The 15,513-nt window shown below is 30.2% G+C and carries 19 protein-coding genes; 16 read left to right on the forward strand and 3 right to left on the reverse strand.

The window, feature by feature from the left end:
- Nucleotides 1-28: 28 nt before the first annotated feature.
- Nucleotides 29-787 carry a DUF1189 family protein gene (locus B2G86_RS02370; protein ID WP_078356540.1) on the reverse strand — a complete coding sequence of 253 codons (759 nt, stop codon included), beginning with the start codon at nucleotides 785-787 and terminating at the stop codon, nucleotides 29-31.
- A gap of 164 nt (nucleotides 788-951) precedes the next feature.
- On the opposite strand from B2G86_RS02370, the gene B2G86_RS02375 reads away from it, so the two are divergent.
- From B2G86_RS02375 to B2G86_RS02435, 13 genes are all read left to right on the forward strand, one after another.
- On the forward strand, nucleotides 952-1,554 hold the full coding sequence (locus B2G86_RS02375) for a superoxide dismutase (RefSeq protein ID WP_078356541.1): 603 nt from the start codon (nucleotides 952-954) through the stop codon (nucleotides 1,552-1,554).
- A 136-nt stretch (nucleotides 1,555-1,690) separates the two neighbouring features.
- Nucleotides 1,691-3,736 carry a peptidoglycan D,D-transpeptidase FtsI family protein gene (locus B2G86_RS02380; RefSeq protein ID WP_078356542.1) on the forward strand — a complete coding sequence of 682 codons (2,046 nt, stop codon included), beginning with the start codon at nucleotides 1,691-1,693 and terminating at the stop codon, nucleotides 3,734-3,736.
- Between the two features lie 179 nt (nucleotides 3,737-3,915).
- Entirely contained in the window at nucleotides 3,916-4,869 is a 954-nt protein-coding gene (locus B2G86_RS02385) for a PstS family phosphate ABC transporter substrate-binding protein (RefSeq protein WP_078356543.1), read from the forward strand.
- 66 nt (nucleotides 4,870-4,935) lie between these two features.
- Nucleotides 4,936-5,865 carry a phosphate ABC transporter permease subunit PstC gene (pstC, locus tag B2G86_RS02390; RefSeq protein ID WP_078356544.1) on the forward strand — a complete coding sequence of 310 codons (930 nt, stop codon included), beginning with the start codon at nucleotides 4,936-4,938 and terminating at the stop codon, nucleotides 5,863-5,865.
- 1 nt (nucleotide 5,866) lies between these two features.
- Nucleotides 5,867-6,769, forward strand: coding sequence for a phosphate ABC transporter permease PstA (pstA, locus tag B2G86_RS02395; RefSeq protein WP_078356545.1), 903 nt, complete (start codon nucleotides 5,867-5,869; stop codon nucleotides 6,767-6,769).
- Nucleotides 6,770-6,846: 77 nt separating this feature from the next.
- Complete coding sequence (pstB, locus tag B2G86_RS02400; protein WP_237687674.1) at nucleotides 6,847-7,635, forward strand: phosphate ABC transporter ATP-binding protein PstB; 789 nt, start codon at nucleotides 6,847-6,849, stop codon at nucleotides 7,633-7,635.
- A gap of 1 nt (nucleotide 7,636) precedes the next feature.
- A complete protein-coding gene (phoU, locus tag B2G86_RS02405; RefSeq protein WP_078356547.1) occupies nucleotides 7,637-8,284 on the forward strand; it encodes a phosphate signaling complex protein PhoU in 648 nt (215 codons plus the stop codon).
- Nucleotides 8,285-8,360: 76 nt separating this feature from the next.
- Entirely contained in the window at nucleotides 8,361-8,510 is a 150-nt protein-coding gene (rpmG, locus tag B2G86_RS02410) for a 50S ribosomal protein L33 (protein ID WP_016911879.1), read from the forward strand.
- 150 nt (nucleotides 8,511-8,660) lie between these two features.
- Nucleotides 8,661-9,215, forward strand: a complete 555-nt coding sequence (locus B2G86_RS02415) for a 5-formyltetrahydrofolate cyclo-ligase (RefSeq protein ID WP_078356548.1) — start codon at nucleotides 8,661-8,663, stop codon at nucleotides 9,213-9,215.
- Entirely contained in the window at nucleotides 9,216-10,664 is a 1,449-nt protein-coding gene (locus B2G86_RS02420; RefSeq protein ID WP_078356549.1) for a rhomboid family intramembrane serine protease, read from the forward strand. It abuts the gene before it with no gap.
- Between the two features lie 3 nt (nucleotides 10,665-10,667).
- Nucleotides 10,668-10,859: a YqgQ family protein gene (locus B2G86_RS02425; protein ID WP_078356550.1), complete on the forward strand. Its 192-nt coding sequence runs from the start codon at nucleotides 10,668-10,670 to the stop codon at nucleotides 10,857-10,859.
- Complete coding sequence (locus B2G86_RS02430) at nucleotides 10,856-11,827, forward strand: ROK family glucokinase (RefSeq protein ID WP_078356551.1); 972 nt, start codon at nucleotides 10,856-10,858, stop codon at nucleotides 11,825-11,827. Before B2G86_RS02425 ends, B2G86_RS02430 begins: the two co-directional genes overlap by 4 nt.
- Nucleotides 11,827-12,141: an MTH1187 family thiamine-binding protein gene (locus B2G86_RS02435; protein ID WP_078356552.1), complete on the forward strand. Its 315-nt coding sequence runs from the start codon at nucleotides 11,827-11,829 to the stop codon at nucleotides 12,139-12,141. The genes B2G86_RS02430 and B2G86_RS02435 overlap by 1 nt, the downstream gene beginning before the upstream one ends.
- Nucleotides 12,142-12,170: 29 nt before the next feature.
- Here B2G86_RS02435 and B2G86_RS02440 read toward each other — a convergent pair whose 3' ends face one another.
- On the reverse strand, nucleotides 12,171-12,410 hold the full coding sequence (locus B2G86_RS02440) for a DUF2759 domain-containing protein (RefSeq protein ID WP_078356553.1): 240 nt from the start codon (nucleotides 12,408-12,410) through the stop codon (nucleotides 12,171-12,173).
- 99 nt (nucleotides 12,411-12,509) lie between these two features.
- Here B2G86_RS02440 and B2G86_RS02445 point away from each other — a divergent pair, with 99 nt between their 5' ends.
- Nucleotides 12,510-13,142: an MBL fold metallo-hydrolase gene (locus B2G86_RS02445; protein ID WP_078356554.1), complete on the forward strand. Its 633-nt coding sequence runs from the start codon at nucleotides 12,510-12,512 to the stop codon at nucleotides 13,140-13,142.
- Between the two features lie 36 nt (nucleotides 13,143-13,178).
- Here the strand turns inward: B2G86_RS02445 and B2G86_RS02450 are convergent, their stop codons facing one another.
- Nucleotides 13,179-13,424 (reverse strand): DUF2626 family protein, encoded by a 246-nt coding sequence (locus B2G86_RS02450; RefSeq protein ID WP_078356555.1) that lies wholly within the window; start codon nucleotides 13,422-13,424, stop codon nucleotides 13,179-13,181.
- Nucleotides 13,425-13,576: 152 nt separating this feature from the next.
- Here B2G86_RS02450 and comGA point away from each other — a divergent pair, with 152 nt between their 5' ends.
- Complete coding sequence (gene comGA / locus B2G86_RS02455) at nucleotides 13,577-14,479, forward strand: competence type IV pilus ATPase ComGA (RefSeq protein WP_078356556.1); 903 nt, start codon at nucleotides 13,577-13,579, stop codon at nucleotides 14,477-14,479.
- The gene (gene comGB, locus B2G86_RS02460; protein ID WP_078356557.1) at nucleotides 14,472-15,509 is read left to right on the forward strand and encodes a competence type IV pilus assembly protein ComGB; all 1,038 of its coding nucleotides are present in this window, start codon (nucleotides 14,472-14,474) and stop codon (nucleotides 15,507-15,509) included. Before comGA ends, comGB begins: the two co-directional genes overlap by 8 nt.
- Nucleotides 15,510-15,513 lie beyond the last annotated feature (4 nt).

The following is a 15,513-nucleotide window of genomic DNA, read 5'->3' on the forward strand; positions in this document are numbered from 1 at the left end:
ATAAGACTCCTTTGTATAGATTTGCTTATTATTTTACATTAGCATGTTTCTTTCCATTTGGTAAGTAAAACACTGTTATGAGAATACCAATCACAATTATACACCATGAAACAAGGATTAATAAAGTATTCGACGCAACTATACCTAATAAGAGTACTAAAGTTGGAAGCGTTATTATAAACGTCATCATTTTAAACCATGTCATGTATCGTGTTTTCTTTCGAAGTAACATACCTAATAAATGACCTACTAATGCTAGAATACCAATTTTAATTGATAGACTGATAAATTGAATTATTAATAAGAATATAATTATCATACTTAAATAGAAGTACTTGGAATCATTGATCGTATCTATGAATTTAATTAAATCATCTTGATCAGTGACAACAGTTGATAAAGAACCGTAACTGATTTCGGTATAGTCATTGTAATTTGATATTTCAATATGGTCAGGTTTGAAAACGATAAGATGATTAGCTTCCATATTAAATTGATTAGAACTTGTGAAAATAATGGATTGTTTATCGTTCATTTTGATGTTTTTGTCAGAAGATAAAATCATTTTGTTATTTTCTATTTTAAAATTAGGTATTTCATCTACTTGTTCATTTGCTAGGGTGGATAAGTTTTGAGTGATTTGTATGTATTGAACTGTATTAGGTAATATTAATATAAAACTGAGTAATAGAATATGTAGAAATATGTATCTTAATTTAGTTATTCTAAACATAGGATATTTATTAGGGTGTTTAAATAACCTTTTTAGTTCTTTCATGTACTGCATAATTTCACCTCTTCTTGACTCAATAATAATGATAAAAAACAAGAGTTGCAACATGATAAGTTAGAAAACAAAATTTTTTAAATATTATATAAACAAATTGTTTGTTATAAAACTTTAATCTTGATAAGATAAGTATGTAAAACAAATGAGGAGGATGATTTTTTATGGCTTTTGAATTACCAAAATTACCATATGCATATGATGCATTAGAACCACACATCGACAAAGAAACTATGGAGATTCACCATACGAAACACCATAACACTTATGTAACAAAACTAAATGATGCAGTTAAAGGTACAGATTTAGAAAGTAAATCTATCGAAGACATCGTTAAGAATTTAAATTCAGTTCCAGACGATATTCGTACTGCAGTTCAAAACAATGGTGGCGGACATTATAATCACTCATTATTCTGGGAACTATTAACTCCAAATGCTTCTGAACCTTCAGGAGAAGTTGTTGACGCAATTAGTTCTACATTCGGTTCATTAGACAAATTCAAAGAAGAATTTGCAGCTGCTGCAGCTGGCCGTTTCGGTTCAGGTTGGGCATGGTTAGTTGTAGATAACGGTGAATTAGCAATCGTTTCAACTCCAAACCAAGACAATCCTATTTCAGAAGGTAAACTTCCAGTTTTAGGTTTAGATGTTTGGGAACATGCTTACTACTTAAACTATCAAAATAGACGTCCAGACTACATTAATGCATTCTGGAATGTTGTTAATTGGGATAAAGTTAACGAATTATATCAAGCAGCAAAATAATTCGACTATCTAATAGGGGCCGGGACAATTTTATTGTCTCGGCTTTTTTTATAAAATTTTAACTTTATCAATAGCAATGTACGTCATAATCATATATGATGAAATTATTAATATAGAGTTACAAAGGTAGGTTTAGTTGTTGAAACGAGTAAAAAAGAAATCTAAAGAAGAAGCATTTCGCCTTTTAATGAACAAACGAGTAAGTCTTATATTAGCAGTTGTAGTCATATTGTTTTCTGTACTCATAATGCGTTTAGGTTACTTGCAAATTGTTAAAGGCGGAGAATACAAAAGGACAATTGATAGTACGGAATCAATCACAGTTAATGAATCCGTACCTAGAGGACGTATCTATGATAGAAATGGCAAAGTTTTAGTAGATAACGAATCTAAAAAAGCAATTACATATACGAGAGATAGAAGAACAAGTCAGGATGATATTTTAGAAATCGCTGAAAAACTATCCCATTTAATGAAGATGGACACATCAAATATAACGGATAGAGATAAACAAGACTTTTGGATTTTAAGAAATCAAGTTGAAGTTCAAAAGTTAATGAAAGATGAACAAGCTTTATTCTCAGATGGCAATATTAGCCAGGAAGAATATGATGAAGCACTATATAACAAAGTTACTTCTAAATATACAAATACGCTATCAAAAGAAGATTTACAAATTCTAGCAATCTTTAGAGAAATGAATGGAGGCTCTCAACTTAGCCCTGTAGTTATAAAAAATGAAGGTGTGAAAAATGATGAATATGCAGCTGTATCACAACACTTATCAGAACTACCAGGAGTTAATACAACTATGGATTGGGAAAGACGATATCCATATGGAGAAACTTTAAGAACATTATTTGGTAATGTATCTAGTAAAGAAGAAGGATTACCGAAAGAGCTTGTTGATGATTATTTAGCTAAAGGTTATTCTAGAAATGATAGAGTAGGTAAATCATATTTAGAATATCAATACGAAGATATATTAAAGGGTTCTAAGAAAAAAATGAAATACGTTACAGATAAATCTGGAAAGATTACAAGTTCAGAAGTAATATCAGAAGGATCCAGAGGTAATGATTTAGTATTAACTATAGATATTGAATTACAGAAAAAAGTAGAAGAGTATGTAGATAAGCATATTGAGTCATTGCGTAGTGAAGGCGCAAAAGATATGGATAGAGTTATGGTAGTTGTACAAGATCCAAGAAATGGAGACGTCTTAGCGATGGCGGGTCGAGATATTGATGAGAACGGAGAAATTACTGATAATCATATCGGTAACTTTACTAGTCAATATACGGTAGGTTCATCAGTGAAAGGTGCAACGTTACTTACGGGTTACCAAAATGGCGTTTTAGATGTTGGAGATAAAATGGTCGATGAACCGTTGAAATTCAATGGTGGATTAACTAAACGTTCTTATTTCAACCAAGACGGTAAAAAGACAATAACTGATGCTGAAGCATTAATGCATTCTTCAAACGTATTCATGTATAAAACAGCACTTTTACTAGCAGATTCACCGTATAGAAACGGTATGTCCTTACCGACAGATGTTGAACAAGCTGGAATAAAATTACGTAAAGGACTTAATCAAGTAGGATTAGGTGTAAAAACAGGTATTGATTTACCAAACGAGTCAGCAGGTCAAATAGAACCTATTAAAGATAACCCAGGTAACTATATTGATTTAGCTATTGGACAATTTGATACTTATACACCAATACAACTGTCCCAATATGCAGCAACAATTGCTAATGATGGATATAGGTTAAAACCACACTTAGCTAAAGAAATAAGAAATTCTACAAATGAAGATTCACTTGGACCTATTAAAAAGTCATTTAAAGGTGAAGTGATGAACAAAGTAAATAATAGTGATAAAGAAATCAAACAAGTACAAAAAGGTTTTGATATGGCATTTAATGAAGAAGAAGGAACTGGATATTCTAGTTTTAATGATACTGTTGTAAGATCTGCAGGTAAAACAGGTACAGCTGAAGTGTTTAAAGATGGAAAACCAAAAGTAAATTCTACTTATGTTGGTTATGCTCCAGCAAAAAATCCAGAACTATCATTCTCAATAACTTACACAAATCAACCAGTACCAGAACCATGGTTACCAGGTGGAGATTTAGGTAGAGATATTATAAATTACTATTTTAAAGATAAAAAATAATAACAGATATAATGATAACGCTGAGACAATGTAATTGTCTCAGTTTTTTTGCGTTAAATTAAAACGTTTACATAAAATGTTAACACAAAATTTACATTCAATTTATTTGTACTTAATAAAGAAAATGTAAAGTAAAGGTGTAATAAAGATTAAGGCGTTATTAATTAGGAGGATTTAACATGAAAAAGTGGCAATTAATTGGGTCAACAACAGCTTTGAGTTCTGCACTATTATTAGGAGCTTGTGGTGGAGCAGCTGAAAAATCTGATTCAGGGGATACTAAATCTTCAGATGATAAAAAATTAAGCGGTGAAGTTAAAGGTGACGGTTCATCTACTGTTGCACCAGTAATGGAAAAAATAAATGAAGATTTTTCTGCTGAACAACCTGATGTTTCAGTTTCAATCGGTGTATCAGGAACAGGTGGAGGATTTGAGAAATTTATCGCGGGTGAGACAGATTTCTCAAATGCATCTAGAGATATTAAAGATGAAGAAAAAGAAAAATTAAAAAAAGAAAAAATTGATTATACTGAGTTTAAAGTTGCTCAAGATGGTTTAACTGTAGCGGTTAATAAAGATAATGACTTTGTAGAAGAACTAAGCATGGACGAACTTGCAAAAATTTATAGCGGGAAAGCTAAAACTTGGAAAGATGTTAACTCAAAATTCCCAGATAAAAAAATTAAAGCCTTTTCTCCTGACCAATCACACGGGACATACGACTTCTTTAGTGAAGAAGTATTAGATGAAAAAGATCTACAATCAGAGAAAAATGCTGATACAAACGTAATTGTTAAATCTGTACAAGATAACAAAGATTCTATCGGTTTCTTTGGATACAACTTCTATCAAGAAAATAAAGATTCACTTAAAGCAGTGAAAATTAAAGGTGATGAAGGTAAAGCAGTAGAACCTACTGATGAATCTGTTAATGACGGTTCTTACCCATTAAGTAGACCACTATTCGTATATGCGAAGAATAAATCATTAGAAGATAACGATGCATTCTACGGATTCATGGAATATGTTATTGATAACTCAGCTGATGCTGCTAAAGATGCAGGATACGTTCCATTGAAAGATGAAGAATACAAAAAAGACAAAGAAACATTAGAAAAGTTTAAAAAATAATCATTAATAAATCAATACAAAGGGCGCTTAATTGTCGCCCTTTTTCAAAATGAAGGAGTTATTTTTATGAAAGAACAAAGTTCAGTACAGGAACTTATAAAACGAAATAATAATAACAAAGGGAAAGTTTTTGCTGACAAAGCTGTTCCAATTGTTTTATTACTAATAGCTTCAGTTTCTGTACTTACAACAATCGGGATATTGTTTACACTAGTTACTGAAACGGTAACATTTTTCACAAGAGTAAATCCATTTGAATTTTTATTTACTAAGGATTGGGCACCATTTTCTTCTGATCCTAAATATGGAATATTCGCTCTTATATTAGGTACATTAAAAGTAACTGCTGTTGCTACTATATTTGCAGTACCAGTTGGATTAGGAGCAGCACTTTATTTAAGTGAGTATGCTTCAGACAGATCAAGAAGATTGATTAAACCAGTTTTAGAAATACTGGCAGGTATTCCTACAATTGTGTATGGTTTCTTTGCTTTAACATTTGTTACACCTATATTACGAGGGATTTTCCCTGATTTAGGTAGCTTTAACTCAATTAGTCCTGGTTTAGTTGTGGGGGTCATGATTATACCAATGATTACAAGTATGAGTGAAGATGCTATGAGTTCAGTGCCGGAATCGATTAAAGAGGGTGCACTTGGCTTAGGTGCAACAAAATTTGAACTAGCTACAAAAATTGTATTTCCAGCAGCTTTATCAGGGATTATTGCTTCTATTGTATTGGCAATCTCAAGAGCAATTGGAGAGACGATGATAGTATCATTAGCAGCTGGTAGTACACCAGATTCAAGCTTTAGCTTAATTGGTTCAATACAAACGATGACAGGGTTTATCGTTCAAGTTGCTACTGGTGACGCAACATATGGTTCGGATATTTATTATAGTATTTATGCGGTTGGTTTCACATTGTTTATATTCACTTTTATCATGAATATTATTTCTCAGTGGATTACTAAGCGCTTTAGAGAGGAGTATTAATATGTCAGAAGTGAATTTAGTTGATCAAACCGTTGTTCAAAAAAAATTACCAACGAGATTATTGAAAAATAAAGTAATCAAATCGATATTTTTTGTATGTACCTTAATTGGATTAATCGTATTAGCTATACTGCTTTTTGACATATTTAAAAAAGGGATTCCTTATCTAAGTACTGATTTCTTCACTAACTTTTCTTCTACTTCACCTGAACGAGCTGGTATTAAAGGTGCATTATTAGGAACACTTTGGCTAATGATGACGATTGCACCAATATCAATTATTTTAGGTGTAGGTACAGCGATTTATATGGTTGAATATGCAAAAGAAAATTGGTTTACGAAATTTATTAGAGTAAATATATCGAATCTAGCTGGTGTACCATCAGTTGTATTTGGTTTACTAGGATTAACGATATTTGTTCGTGGAGCAGGGATTGAGAATTTATCATTAGGCAAAACAGTTATTGCAGCTGCTTTAACAATGTCATTAATGATTCTTCCTATAATAATTGTAGCTAGTCAAGAAGCGATTAAATCAGTTCCTTCTTCGATTAGAGAAGCATCATTAGGTCTAGGAAGTACTAAATGGCAAACGATTAAAAATATTGTATTACCTGCGTCTATACCAGGTATTTTGACAGGAACAATCCTTGCGTTATCAAGAGCTCTTGGTGAAACAGCACCATTGGTTGTAATAGGTATACCTGCAATATTAATGAAAACGCCAAATAGTATTTTTGAATCATTCCAAGCATTGCCGATGCAAATATACAATTGGGCTAAATTGCCACAAGCCGAATTCCAATTTGTATCATCAGCAGCAATTATTGTTCTACTCGTAATATTAATTCTTATGAACTCAGTTGCAATTTACATTAGAAATAAATATCAAAGAAAACTATAAAATCAAAATGAAGAGGGGTCATTAAAATGACAGACGTAAAAATTAGAGATTTATCTCAAAATATATCTTCAAATGAAATGACAAAGAATAAAGAAATAGCGGTTGAAGATAAAAATATTGTATATAAAACGAATAACCTAGACTTATGGTATGGTGATTTTCACGCATTAAAAAATATTAATCTTGATATCACTGAAAACGAAGTAACAGCGATAATTGGTCCATCAGGTTGTGGTAAATCAACTTATATTAAAACATTAAATAGAATGATCGAGTTAATTCCAAGTGTTAAAACATCTGGTGAAATCATTTATAGAGATAAAAATATTTTTGATAAAAAATATAGTGTTGAAGAATTAAGAACGAATGTAGGTATGGTATTCCAAAAACCAAATCCATTTCCTAAGTCTATTTACGACAATATAACTTATGGACCAAGAATTCATGGAATTACGGATAAAAAAGTATTAGACGAAATTGTTGAACGTTCTTTAAAAGGTGCAGCTATATGGGATGAATGTAAAGATAGACTTGATAAAAATGCGTATGGACTATCTGGTGGACAACAACAAAGAATTTGTATCGCTAGATGTTTAGCAATAGAGCCAGATGTAATTTTAATGGATGAACCAACATCTGCATTAGATCCTATTTCTACATTAAAAGTTGAAGAACTTGTTCAAGACTTAAAATCAAAATACTCAATTATTATCGTGACACATAATATGCAACAAGCTGCTAGAATTTCAGACAAGACAGCATTTTTCTTAAATGGATATGTAAATGAATTTGATGATACGAATAAAATTTTCTCAAATCCAAGTGATAAGAAAACTGAAGACTATATTTCTGGGAGATTTGGTTAATATGGTTATTAGAGAAAAATACGAAGGCGAGTTAAACCTACTTATTGAAGATTTGTTTAAACTTGGCAAAGAAGTTTATAATATGATTGAGCAATCCATTTCCGTTCTTAGTGATGAGAAAAAAGATAATGCTAGAAATCTAATTGCATATGATAAAAAAATTAATCAAATGGAATATGATATAAATGAAAAAGTCGTTATGTTAATTACAAAACAGCAACCAATTGCCACTGATTTACGTGTAATGATTTCAGCTTTAAAAATTGCTTCAGAGCTAGAAAGAATGGCAGATAACTCAACTAATATAGCTCAAATTAGAAAAAGAGCTAAAATTACTGATTATTTTATATTAATGAGATTAAAAACAATGGGTAAATTGGCTATGTTAATGCTTAGAGATCTAGAAACTGCTGTTAATAATAAAGATATATTATTAATTAAAGAAATCATTGAACGTGATGATGATATTGATGATTTGTATAAAGAGATTAATAATACGACTTATTTAATAGACAATGACCCATTCATTTCTGCACAAGCACACTTAGCTGCAAGATATTTAGAAAGAATTGGTGATCACATTACAAATATTAGTGAAAGCTGTTATTATTATATTACAGGCAAACACTATGAAGCCGTTGAAAAATAATACTGGAATTATATAACCATAGATGGTATTATAATAAGGTCGTATATTAATTGAAATAAGAATAGGAGGGTTCATCATGCGCGTAAATGTAACTTTAGCATGTACTGATTGTGGTGAAAGAAACTACATCTCTAAAAAGAATAAACGTAATAACCCAGAGCGAATTGAAATGAAAAAATATTGTGCTCGTGACGGTAAACACACTCTTCATAGAGAAACAAAATAGTAAAACGAATAAGAACACATTGCCAGCTTTGGTGATGTGTTTTTTATTCGTTTTTAGGAGACCTACAACTACCTTTCACAGTATTTCTTGTGTTATCATTAAATGTATAAAATGGTAAAAATGAAATAATAATTGGGAAGTGTTAAACTCATGACGATGAAGAAAGATTTGAGAAAAGAAATATTAGGTTTGATGAAAAATCAACAAAAGTCTCAGAAGGACGATTATGATTTTAATTTACATGAACAATTATATGCGCACTATAAATATCAAAATGCAAAATCTGTAGCTATTGTAATGAGCATGGATCATGAAGTAGATACTTTGCCGATTATCCAAAAAATATTGAAGGATAATAAAAAGGTTTATGTACCTACAACAAATTACAATACAAAAATGATGAAATTCCAGCGATTAACAGATTTAGAGTCAATTGCAATAGACGAAAAAGGCATTAAATTTATAGATAAAGAAACAGAAATAGAGGACAATATTGATTTGATAATTGTGCCTGGTGTAGTATTTAATAATGAAGGTTATAGAATTGGTTATGGTGGTGGTTATTATGATAAGTTCTTATCTCAATATAGTGGAGATACGCTTAGCTTAGTATATCCATTCCAAATTAAATCTTTTGAATATGAAGAACATGATATACCTGTTGAAGAAATTATATTACCAAACGTTTTAAATGGAGAAGAATAAATGGATAAAATAAAGCAAATGTGGAAATCGATTTATTATTTAGTATATACAGAAGGGTTTAATATATTATCGATTGATGAAGATGAATCAGAAATTTGGTTAACGCATGAATCTAAAAAAATCGTTAAAAGATTTATACATAAGACCCCGACACATCAAGAAGTTGATTTTGATTTTGAGAAAACAACAGATCATTTAAGCAATTTGATTGAAAGTATAGGGTTTAGTTTTGAACAACTAGATATATACTATGTAACGGATAAAGAAATAGATTTCACAGAGTTTAATCATTATAAGCGTCCAAAAATACGGTATTACGCTTTAAGTAATGTGGAAGATTTTCAAAAAGTTTCAGGGCATTTAATTACTAAGCAGCAAATTAAACGCTCAAAGACATCGGCCGTAACAACTTATAAAAACAAGCTACTTAATGCCAGTTTTATTGATAGTTTTATGTTGAAATTCTCACCAGTTACATATATTTTAGTAGCAATTAATGTGATTGTTTGGTTATCTTTAGTATTAATATTTAATCAAGTAGCGCAAATAAATTTAGTAGATTACGGTGGTCTAGTACATTTTAATGTTGTACATGGGGAATGGTATAGATTATTAACATCTATGTTCTTACATGCCAATTTTACACATCTTATAATGAATGTATTTTCACTTATTATATTTGGTAAATTAATTGAAGGTGCATTAGGATCGGTCAAGATGTTTACGATTTACATGGCATCTGGGCTATTTGCAGGATTAGTATCTTTAAGTATTGACACAGAATCTATATCGATTGGTGCGAGTGGTGCAATATTTGGTTTGATTGGTGCATTTATTGTTTACTTATTTACTAGAAAAAATATAAATAAACAATTTGTATTGCAAACTTTTATTGGCATTGCAATCATTTCACTATTAGCCTTATTCATTAATAATGTGAACCATTTTGCACATTTAGGTGGATTTATAGGTGGTGCTATCCTAATGTATATTATATATCGTTGGATGGAACATGATAAATTCAAATTATATTATATCATTGGGTTTATAGTTTTAATTATTATTCTAATCATAGTTATTTTTAGTAGACAGCAGCATTATATATATGATGAATTAACGAAAAATGCTATGAATAACGGTGATTTTGATAGTGCTGAAACAATGGTAAAACAAATAAAAGAAAAAGATTTTGAATCAGATGAAACATATATTTTAAGTGGATTGATTGTTGCAAATAAAACTTCATTAAATGAAGCAATATTAGAATGGGAAAAAGGTTTAAAAGTTTTTCCAAAATCTGGACAGTTAAATTATCAATTAGCGTTAGGTTATAGAGCTAAAGACGATTATGATAAAGCCAGTAAATTTATAAATCAATCATTGAAGCTTGATAAAGATAATAAACGCTATAAAGCTTTAAAGAAAGAAATAACTGCATTTAGGAGTTAATATATGGAAAACTTATATGATGTACAACAATTGTTAAAAAAGTTTGGATATATCATTTATTTTAAAAATGAAGATGATCAACTAGAAATGATGGAACAAGAAATCAAAACCATGTATCAATCTATGCTAATTGACAAAGACACATTTTTACAAGCAAGACTCATTATTAACCAAAGAAGGATTGAGAAAAAATGACACATATTTTATCAGCAGATATAGGCGGAACAACATGTAAATTAGGAATATTTGATCGTTCTTTAAATATTGAAGAAAAATGGGAAATTTCTACGAATAGAACTGGAGAAGGTATATTAGAAAACATTTACGATTCATTTATGGTCCATATGAATCGTAAAAATATAGACATTGAAAATATAATCGGTATGGGTCTTGGTGTTCCAGGACCTATCGATTTTGACAATGGTATTGTACATGGTGCAGTTAATTTAAATTGGAAAGGAAATATTGAAGTAAGAAAACTTATGCAACAATATTTTGATGGCCCAGTTTATGTTGATAATGATGCGAATGTAGCAACTTTAGGTGAGAAGTTTAAAGGTGCAGGAAGAAATGAAAGTGATGTCGTATGTATCACACTTGGAACTGGTGTTGGTGGTGGAATTGTATCCAATAGTGAGTTAATTCATGGACATAATGGTTCAGGAGCAGAGATCGGTCACTTTTTAGTAGATCAAAAGAAAAGATTTCAATGTAATTGTGGATTAAAAGGTTGTTTGGAAACAGTTGCATCTGCAACAGGAGTTATAAATTTAGTTCATCATTATTATCCAAATATTAATATGAAGTCTAGACTGCATGAATTAATCGCAAGCAAGAACGTAACGGCTAAAGATGTATTTGATGCTGCTAAAGCTGGTGATGAATTCAGTTTGTTTATTATAGATAAAGTGGGTGGCTACATAGCTTATGCAGCAAGCGTAATTAGTGTTATGACGAATCCAAAGTATATTATAATTGGTGGAGGCGTTAGTAAAGCTGGAGATATTCTTATCGAATTCATTAAAAAGCATTATGAAGAAATGACTTTTAAACCTGCTCAAGAAGATACGCACATTGAAGTAGCACAATTAGGCAATGATGCAGGTATAATTGGTGCAGCTGGCCTTATTAAGACATATGTACTAGAAAAGGAGAATCAATAATGGCAATCGTTGATGTTGTTGTAATACCGGTAGGAACAGAAGGACCGAGTGTAAGTGAATATATAGCAGATATCCAGTTGATTTTAGAAAAACATAAACAATCTGGAAAAATTGATTTCCAACTTACACCTATGAACACTTTAATCGAAGGTGACTTGAAAGATTTATTTGAAGTAATTCAAGAAATTCATGAAAGTCCATTTAATAAAGGTTTGGATAGAGTATGTACTAACATAAGAATTGATGATCGAAGAGACAAATCAAGAAAAATGAATGAAAAGTTAGAATCAGTTAACAGACATTTAAACAAATAAAAAAAGACGAGTGTAAACTCGTCTTTTCTTTAATGATGCAAAATTGGATAACCGTATGTAAATATTGTTGCTAATGAGAAAAAGCCAAAAGATACTACAGTTATTGCACCAAAAAGAATGCCCAAAATATTTTTGTTTTTGAATGCTGAAATCAAACCAAATATTGCAAGAATAAAAACGGCAAGCATTAATAAAGAGAAAATATTAACGCCGATATGGATTTTTATTCCAAACAACTCAAATAGTTCCCCTGTGTCGATAAATGGCATTCCAATACCCCCAATACGTTTTCTTTTATTATCATATTAATTGTATAATTAATATGTGATTTTGTCGAGGTACTTTTTAAAAAAAGAGGAGGAAATACAATGAAAGTACATAGTTATTCTTTAGGAATAGTTGAAACTAACTGTTATATTATCGAAGGAGACAAGGAACTGCTAGTAATTGATCCGGGTGATAATGGACAATTTATAAACAAACGCATAGAGAAATTTAATAAAAAGTTAAGTGGTATTCTACTTACACATGCTCATTTTGACCATATAGGTGGCATTGATGATGTCGTTAAAAAATATGACGTCGATGTATATGTTCATAAAGAAGAAAAATCATGGTTAACAGATACAGTGAAAAATGGATCTAAAAAATTCGCAGCATATCAATTACCTCAAGTTGTACAACATACAGTACCTTTAGTTATGGATGAAGGAACTCACAAAATAGGAGAGTTTGAGTTTGAAGCTCTACATACACCAGGGCATTCACCAGGTAGCTTGTCATTCGTTTTTGGAGATTTTGCAATTGTTGGGGATACTTTATTTAAAGGTGGAATAGGTAGAACGGATTTATATAAAGGTGATACTGAAACTTTAATTAAATCAATTGAAGATAAATTATTAGAATTAGATCCCAATACTACAATTTTCCCAGGACATGGTCCCGAATCAACTATTTCTGAAGAAGAAATGACAAATCCATATTTAAATGGGTTTAGTTAAATAAAAAAGCATTACACATAATGTGTAATGCTTTTTTTAATGATGACCGAAGCCTGGCTCTAATAAGAATGTTGAATAATATGTAAATCCAACAAAACATAATACTAAATAAATAGCGAATATATACATATACATTCTTTCTGTTAATTTTAAGTATCCCAATAATACGAAAAATCCTGTCTGTGCTACAAAGAAATACGCCATCATGTCCATTCCTCCGACATAAAACATTGTAGCAAATATAGCAGTCCAGAAGCCTAGAGTTTTATAAACTTTATCCATCTTCTTAAGAACCCCCTCTGTGTTTACTTTCTTATTCACATTTAATTATAAAGTTACTCTATACAAAAGTAAATAGCATTTTTAGCAAATTAAAAACTATCATAGAAGTAATCAGCGAAATTGAAAGCGTTTATATATATGAGGAGGAGATTATGGAGAAATTATTCAAATCAATTATTAATGACGCAGTGAAATTAGAAGCTAGTGATATACACTTTATCCCAGTAATTGCTGATAAGGTTATTATCCAAATGAGAATCAATGGCGATAATAATCACTATGATTTATCGATGGATTCGAAGTTGTATAGTAGATTATTAATTTATATGAAATTCATCTCTCATTTAGATGTAAGTGAAAGGAATAAAGCACAAAGCGGACAATATTTATATGAGCATGAGATAAGTTATTATTTGAGAATATCCACGATACCAATTAGCTTAGGTATTGAATCGTGCGCTATTAGAATAACGCCACAATATTTTAGTGAGAGAGGATTTAGTAAGGATGATTTAGATTTTAAAAAAATTAGAAATGAAATATATAATGCTGAAGGATTATTTCTGTTTACTGGTCCCACTGGATCGGGAAAGTCCACATTGATGTATGAATTAATGCATGATTTAAAAAAAGTGAAAAACAAACATATTATCACTATTGAAGATCCAGTTGAACAAACTTTAGATGGTATTGTACAAGTTTCTGTTAATGAAAAAGCAAATATCTCTTATAATCAGTCATTCAAAGCCATTTTAAGGTGTGATCCTGATGTCATTATGATTGGTGAAATTAGAGATAAAGAAACTGCTAAACAAGTTATTCAAGCAAGTTTAAGTGGTCATTTAGTACTTTCAACAATGCATGCTAAAAATAATATTGGCGCAATACACAGGTTAATCGAATTAGGTATTACTACTGAACAAATTAAACAAGGTATATCATGTATCGCAAATCAGCGCTTAGTTAAACAAAATGACTCCAGTCGCAGTAGAGTTATGACTTATTTATTCACTGATGACATTGTTAAGTATATGGTGTGTGATTTTAATGAATAAAGGCAATGTCTTAAAAAAAGAAAAAGTATTATATCTAATAAGACTTTCAGACATGTTGAAACAAGGTTTTACCTTGTTAGAAGCAATTCAATTGTTGAATGATCAATTTCCTCAATTGTCTAAAAAAGAATTAAAGATAAAAGTAATTGGACTAGTCAAAGATACTGGACAATTACACGAAGTTCTAAAATTTTTAAATTATCCTCAAGTAATCTTAACTCAAATATATTTTGGTGAACAATATGGAAACTTGATTGAAACAGTTGATCATTCCATTTTATATTTAAGAAAAATTGAGCAAGTAAAAGAAAGATTTATAAAAACAATTCAATATCCTGCTTTATTATTCTGCATTTTTTTCATGTTATTAGCTGCAGTAAACCAGACAATCATTCCTCAATTTAGTGAAATATACGAATCTATGAATGTTGAAATTTCAACTTCATTAAAAGTAATAACGACAATTTTTTCTTATTTACCCACAACTATTTTTACATTGTTTTTAAGTTTAGTACTTATTCTCCTCATCATTTACTTAAATTATAGTAGTAAAGACGTGTCTAAAAGAATTTCATTCTCCAATAAAATACCTTTAATAAACAAATATATATCTATGTATCACTCATATAGAATATCTAGGGACTTTTCATTTTTTATACAAAACGGAATAACGCTTAATAAAATAATTGAAATATACATGATGCAAACAAAAGATAGCTTTTTAAAGTACATTGGCTTATCAATTAATAAATCTATGGAAAAAGGTGAATCGTTCCCGGATGCCATAAAAAAATTAGGATGTTTCGAGGAGCATTTAATTCATTATATTAAACACGGAGAAAACAAATCAAAGTTAGATATGGAATTGCATTATTTCAGTGTATTTATGTTAGACAAACTAGAAAAAACTTTTATAAAACATTTGAAATGGATTCAGCCAATTGTATTTGGCATTTTAGCATTACTAATTATAACGCTTTATTTAATTATAATTTTACCAATGTTACAGATGGTAGAAGGAATAAAATGAAAGG

The sequence above is a fragment of the Mammaliicoccus fleurettii genome, from assembly GCF_002018435.1.
Taxonomy (GTDB): domain Bacteria; phylum Bacillota; class Bacilli; order Staphylococcales; family Staphylococcaceae; genus Mammaliicoccus; species Mammaliicoccus fleurettii.

Bases quoted from the DNA above. Each gene is read 5' to 3' on its own strand.
- comGB (WP_078356557.1), top strand. From the start codon at position 14,472: ATGAATAAAGGCAATGTCTTAAAAAAAGAAAAAGTATTATATCTAATA.
- B2G86_RS02435 (WP_078356552.1), top strand. From the start codon at position 11,827: ATGGCAATCGTTGATGTTGTTGTAATACCGGTAGGAACAGAAGGACCG.
- pstA (WP_078356545.1), top strand. From the start codon at position 5,867: ATGTCAGAAGTGAATTTAGTTGATCAAACCGTTGTTCAAAAAAAATTA.
- B2G86_RS02375 (WP_078356541.1), top strand. From the start codon at position 952: ATGGCTTTTGAATTACCAAAATTACCATATGCATATGATGCATTAGAA.
- pstB (WP_237687674.1), top strand. From the start codon at position 6,847: ATGACAAAGAATAAAGAAATAGCGGTTGAAGATAAAAATATTGTATAT.
- pstC (WP_078356544.1), top strand. From the start codon at position 4,936: ATGAAAGAACAAAGTTCAGTACAGGAACTTATAAAACGAAATAATAAT.
- B2G86_RS02440 (WP_078356553.1), bottom strand. From the start codon at position 12,410: ATGCCATTTATCGACACAGGGGAACTATTTGAGTTGTTTGGAATAAAA.
- rpmG (WP_016911879.1), top strand. From the start codon at position 8,361: ATGCGCGTAAATGTAACTTTAGCATGTACTGATTGTGGTGAAAGAAAC.
- B2G86_RS02445 (WP_078356554.1), top strand. From the start codon at position 12,510: ATGAAAGTACATAGTTATTCTTTAGGAATAGTTGAAACTAACTGTTAT.
- B2G86_RS02420 (WP_078356549.1), top strand. From the start codon at position 9,216: ATGGATAAAATAAAGCAAATGTGGAAATCGATTTATTATTTAGTATAT.
- B2G86_RS02385 (WP_078356543.1), top strand. From the start codon at position 3,916: ATGAAAAAGTGGCAATTAATTGGGTCAACAACAGCTTTGAGTTCTGCA.
- B2G86_RS02415 (WP_078356548.1), top strand. From the start codon at position 8,661: ATGACGATGAAGAAAGATTTGAGAAAAGAAATATTAGGTTTGATGAAA.
- B2G86_RS02450 (WP_078356555.1), bottom strand. From the start codon at position 13,424: ATGGATAAAGTTTATAAAACTCTAGGCTTCTGGACTGCTATATTTGCT.
- B2G86_RS02430 (WP_078356551.1), top strand. From the start codon at position 10,856: ATGACACATATTTTATCAGCAGATATAGGCGGAACAACATGTAAATTA.
- phoU (WP_078356547.1), top strand. From the start codon at position 7,637: ATGGTTATTAGAGAAAAATACGAAGGCGAGTTAAACCTACTTATTGAA.
- B2G86_RS02425 (WP_078356550.1), top strand. From the start codon at position 10,668: ATGGAAAACTTATATGATGTACAACAATTGTTAAAAAAGTTTGGATAT.
- B2G86_RS02370 (WP_078356540.1), bottom strand. From the start codon at position 787: ATGCAGTACATGAAAGAACTAAAAAGGTTATTTAAACACCCTAATAAA.
- comGA (WP_078356556.1), top strand. From the start codon at position 13,577: ATGGAGAAATTATTCAAATCAATTATTAATGACGCAGTGAAATTAGAA.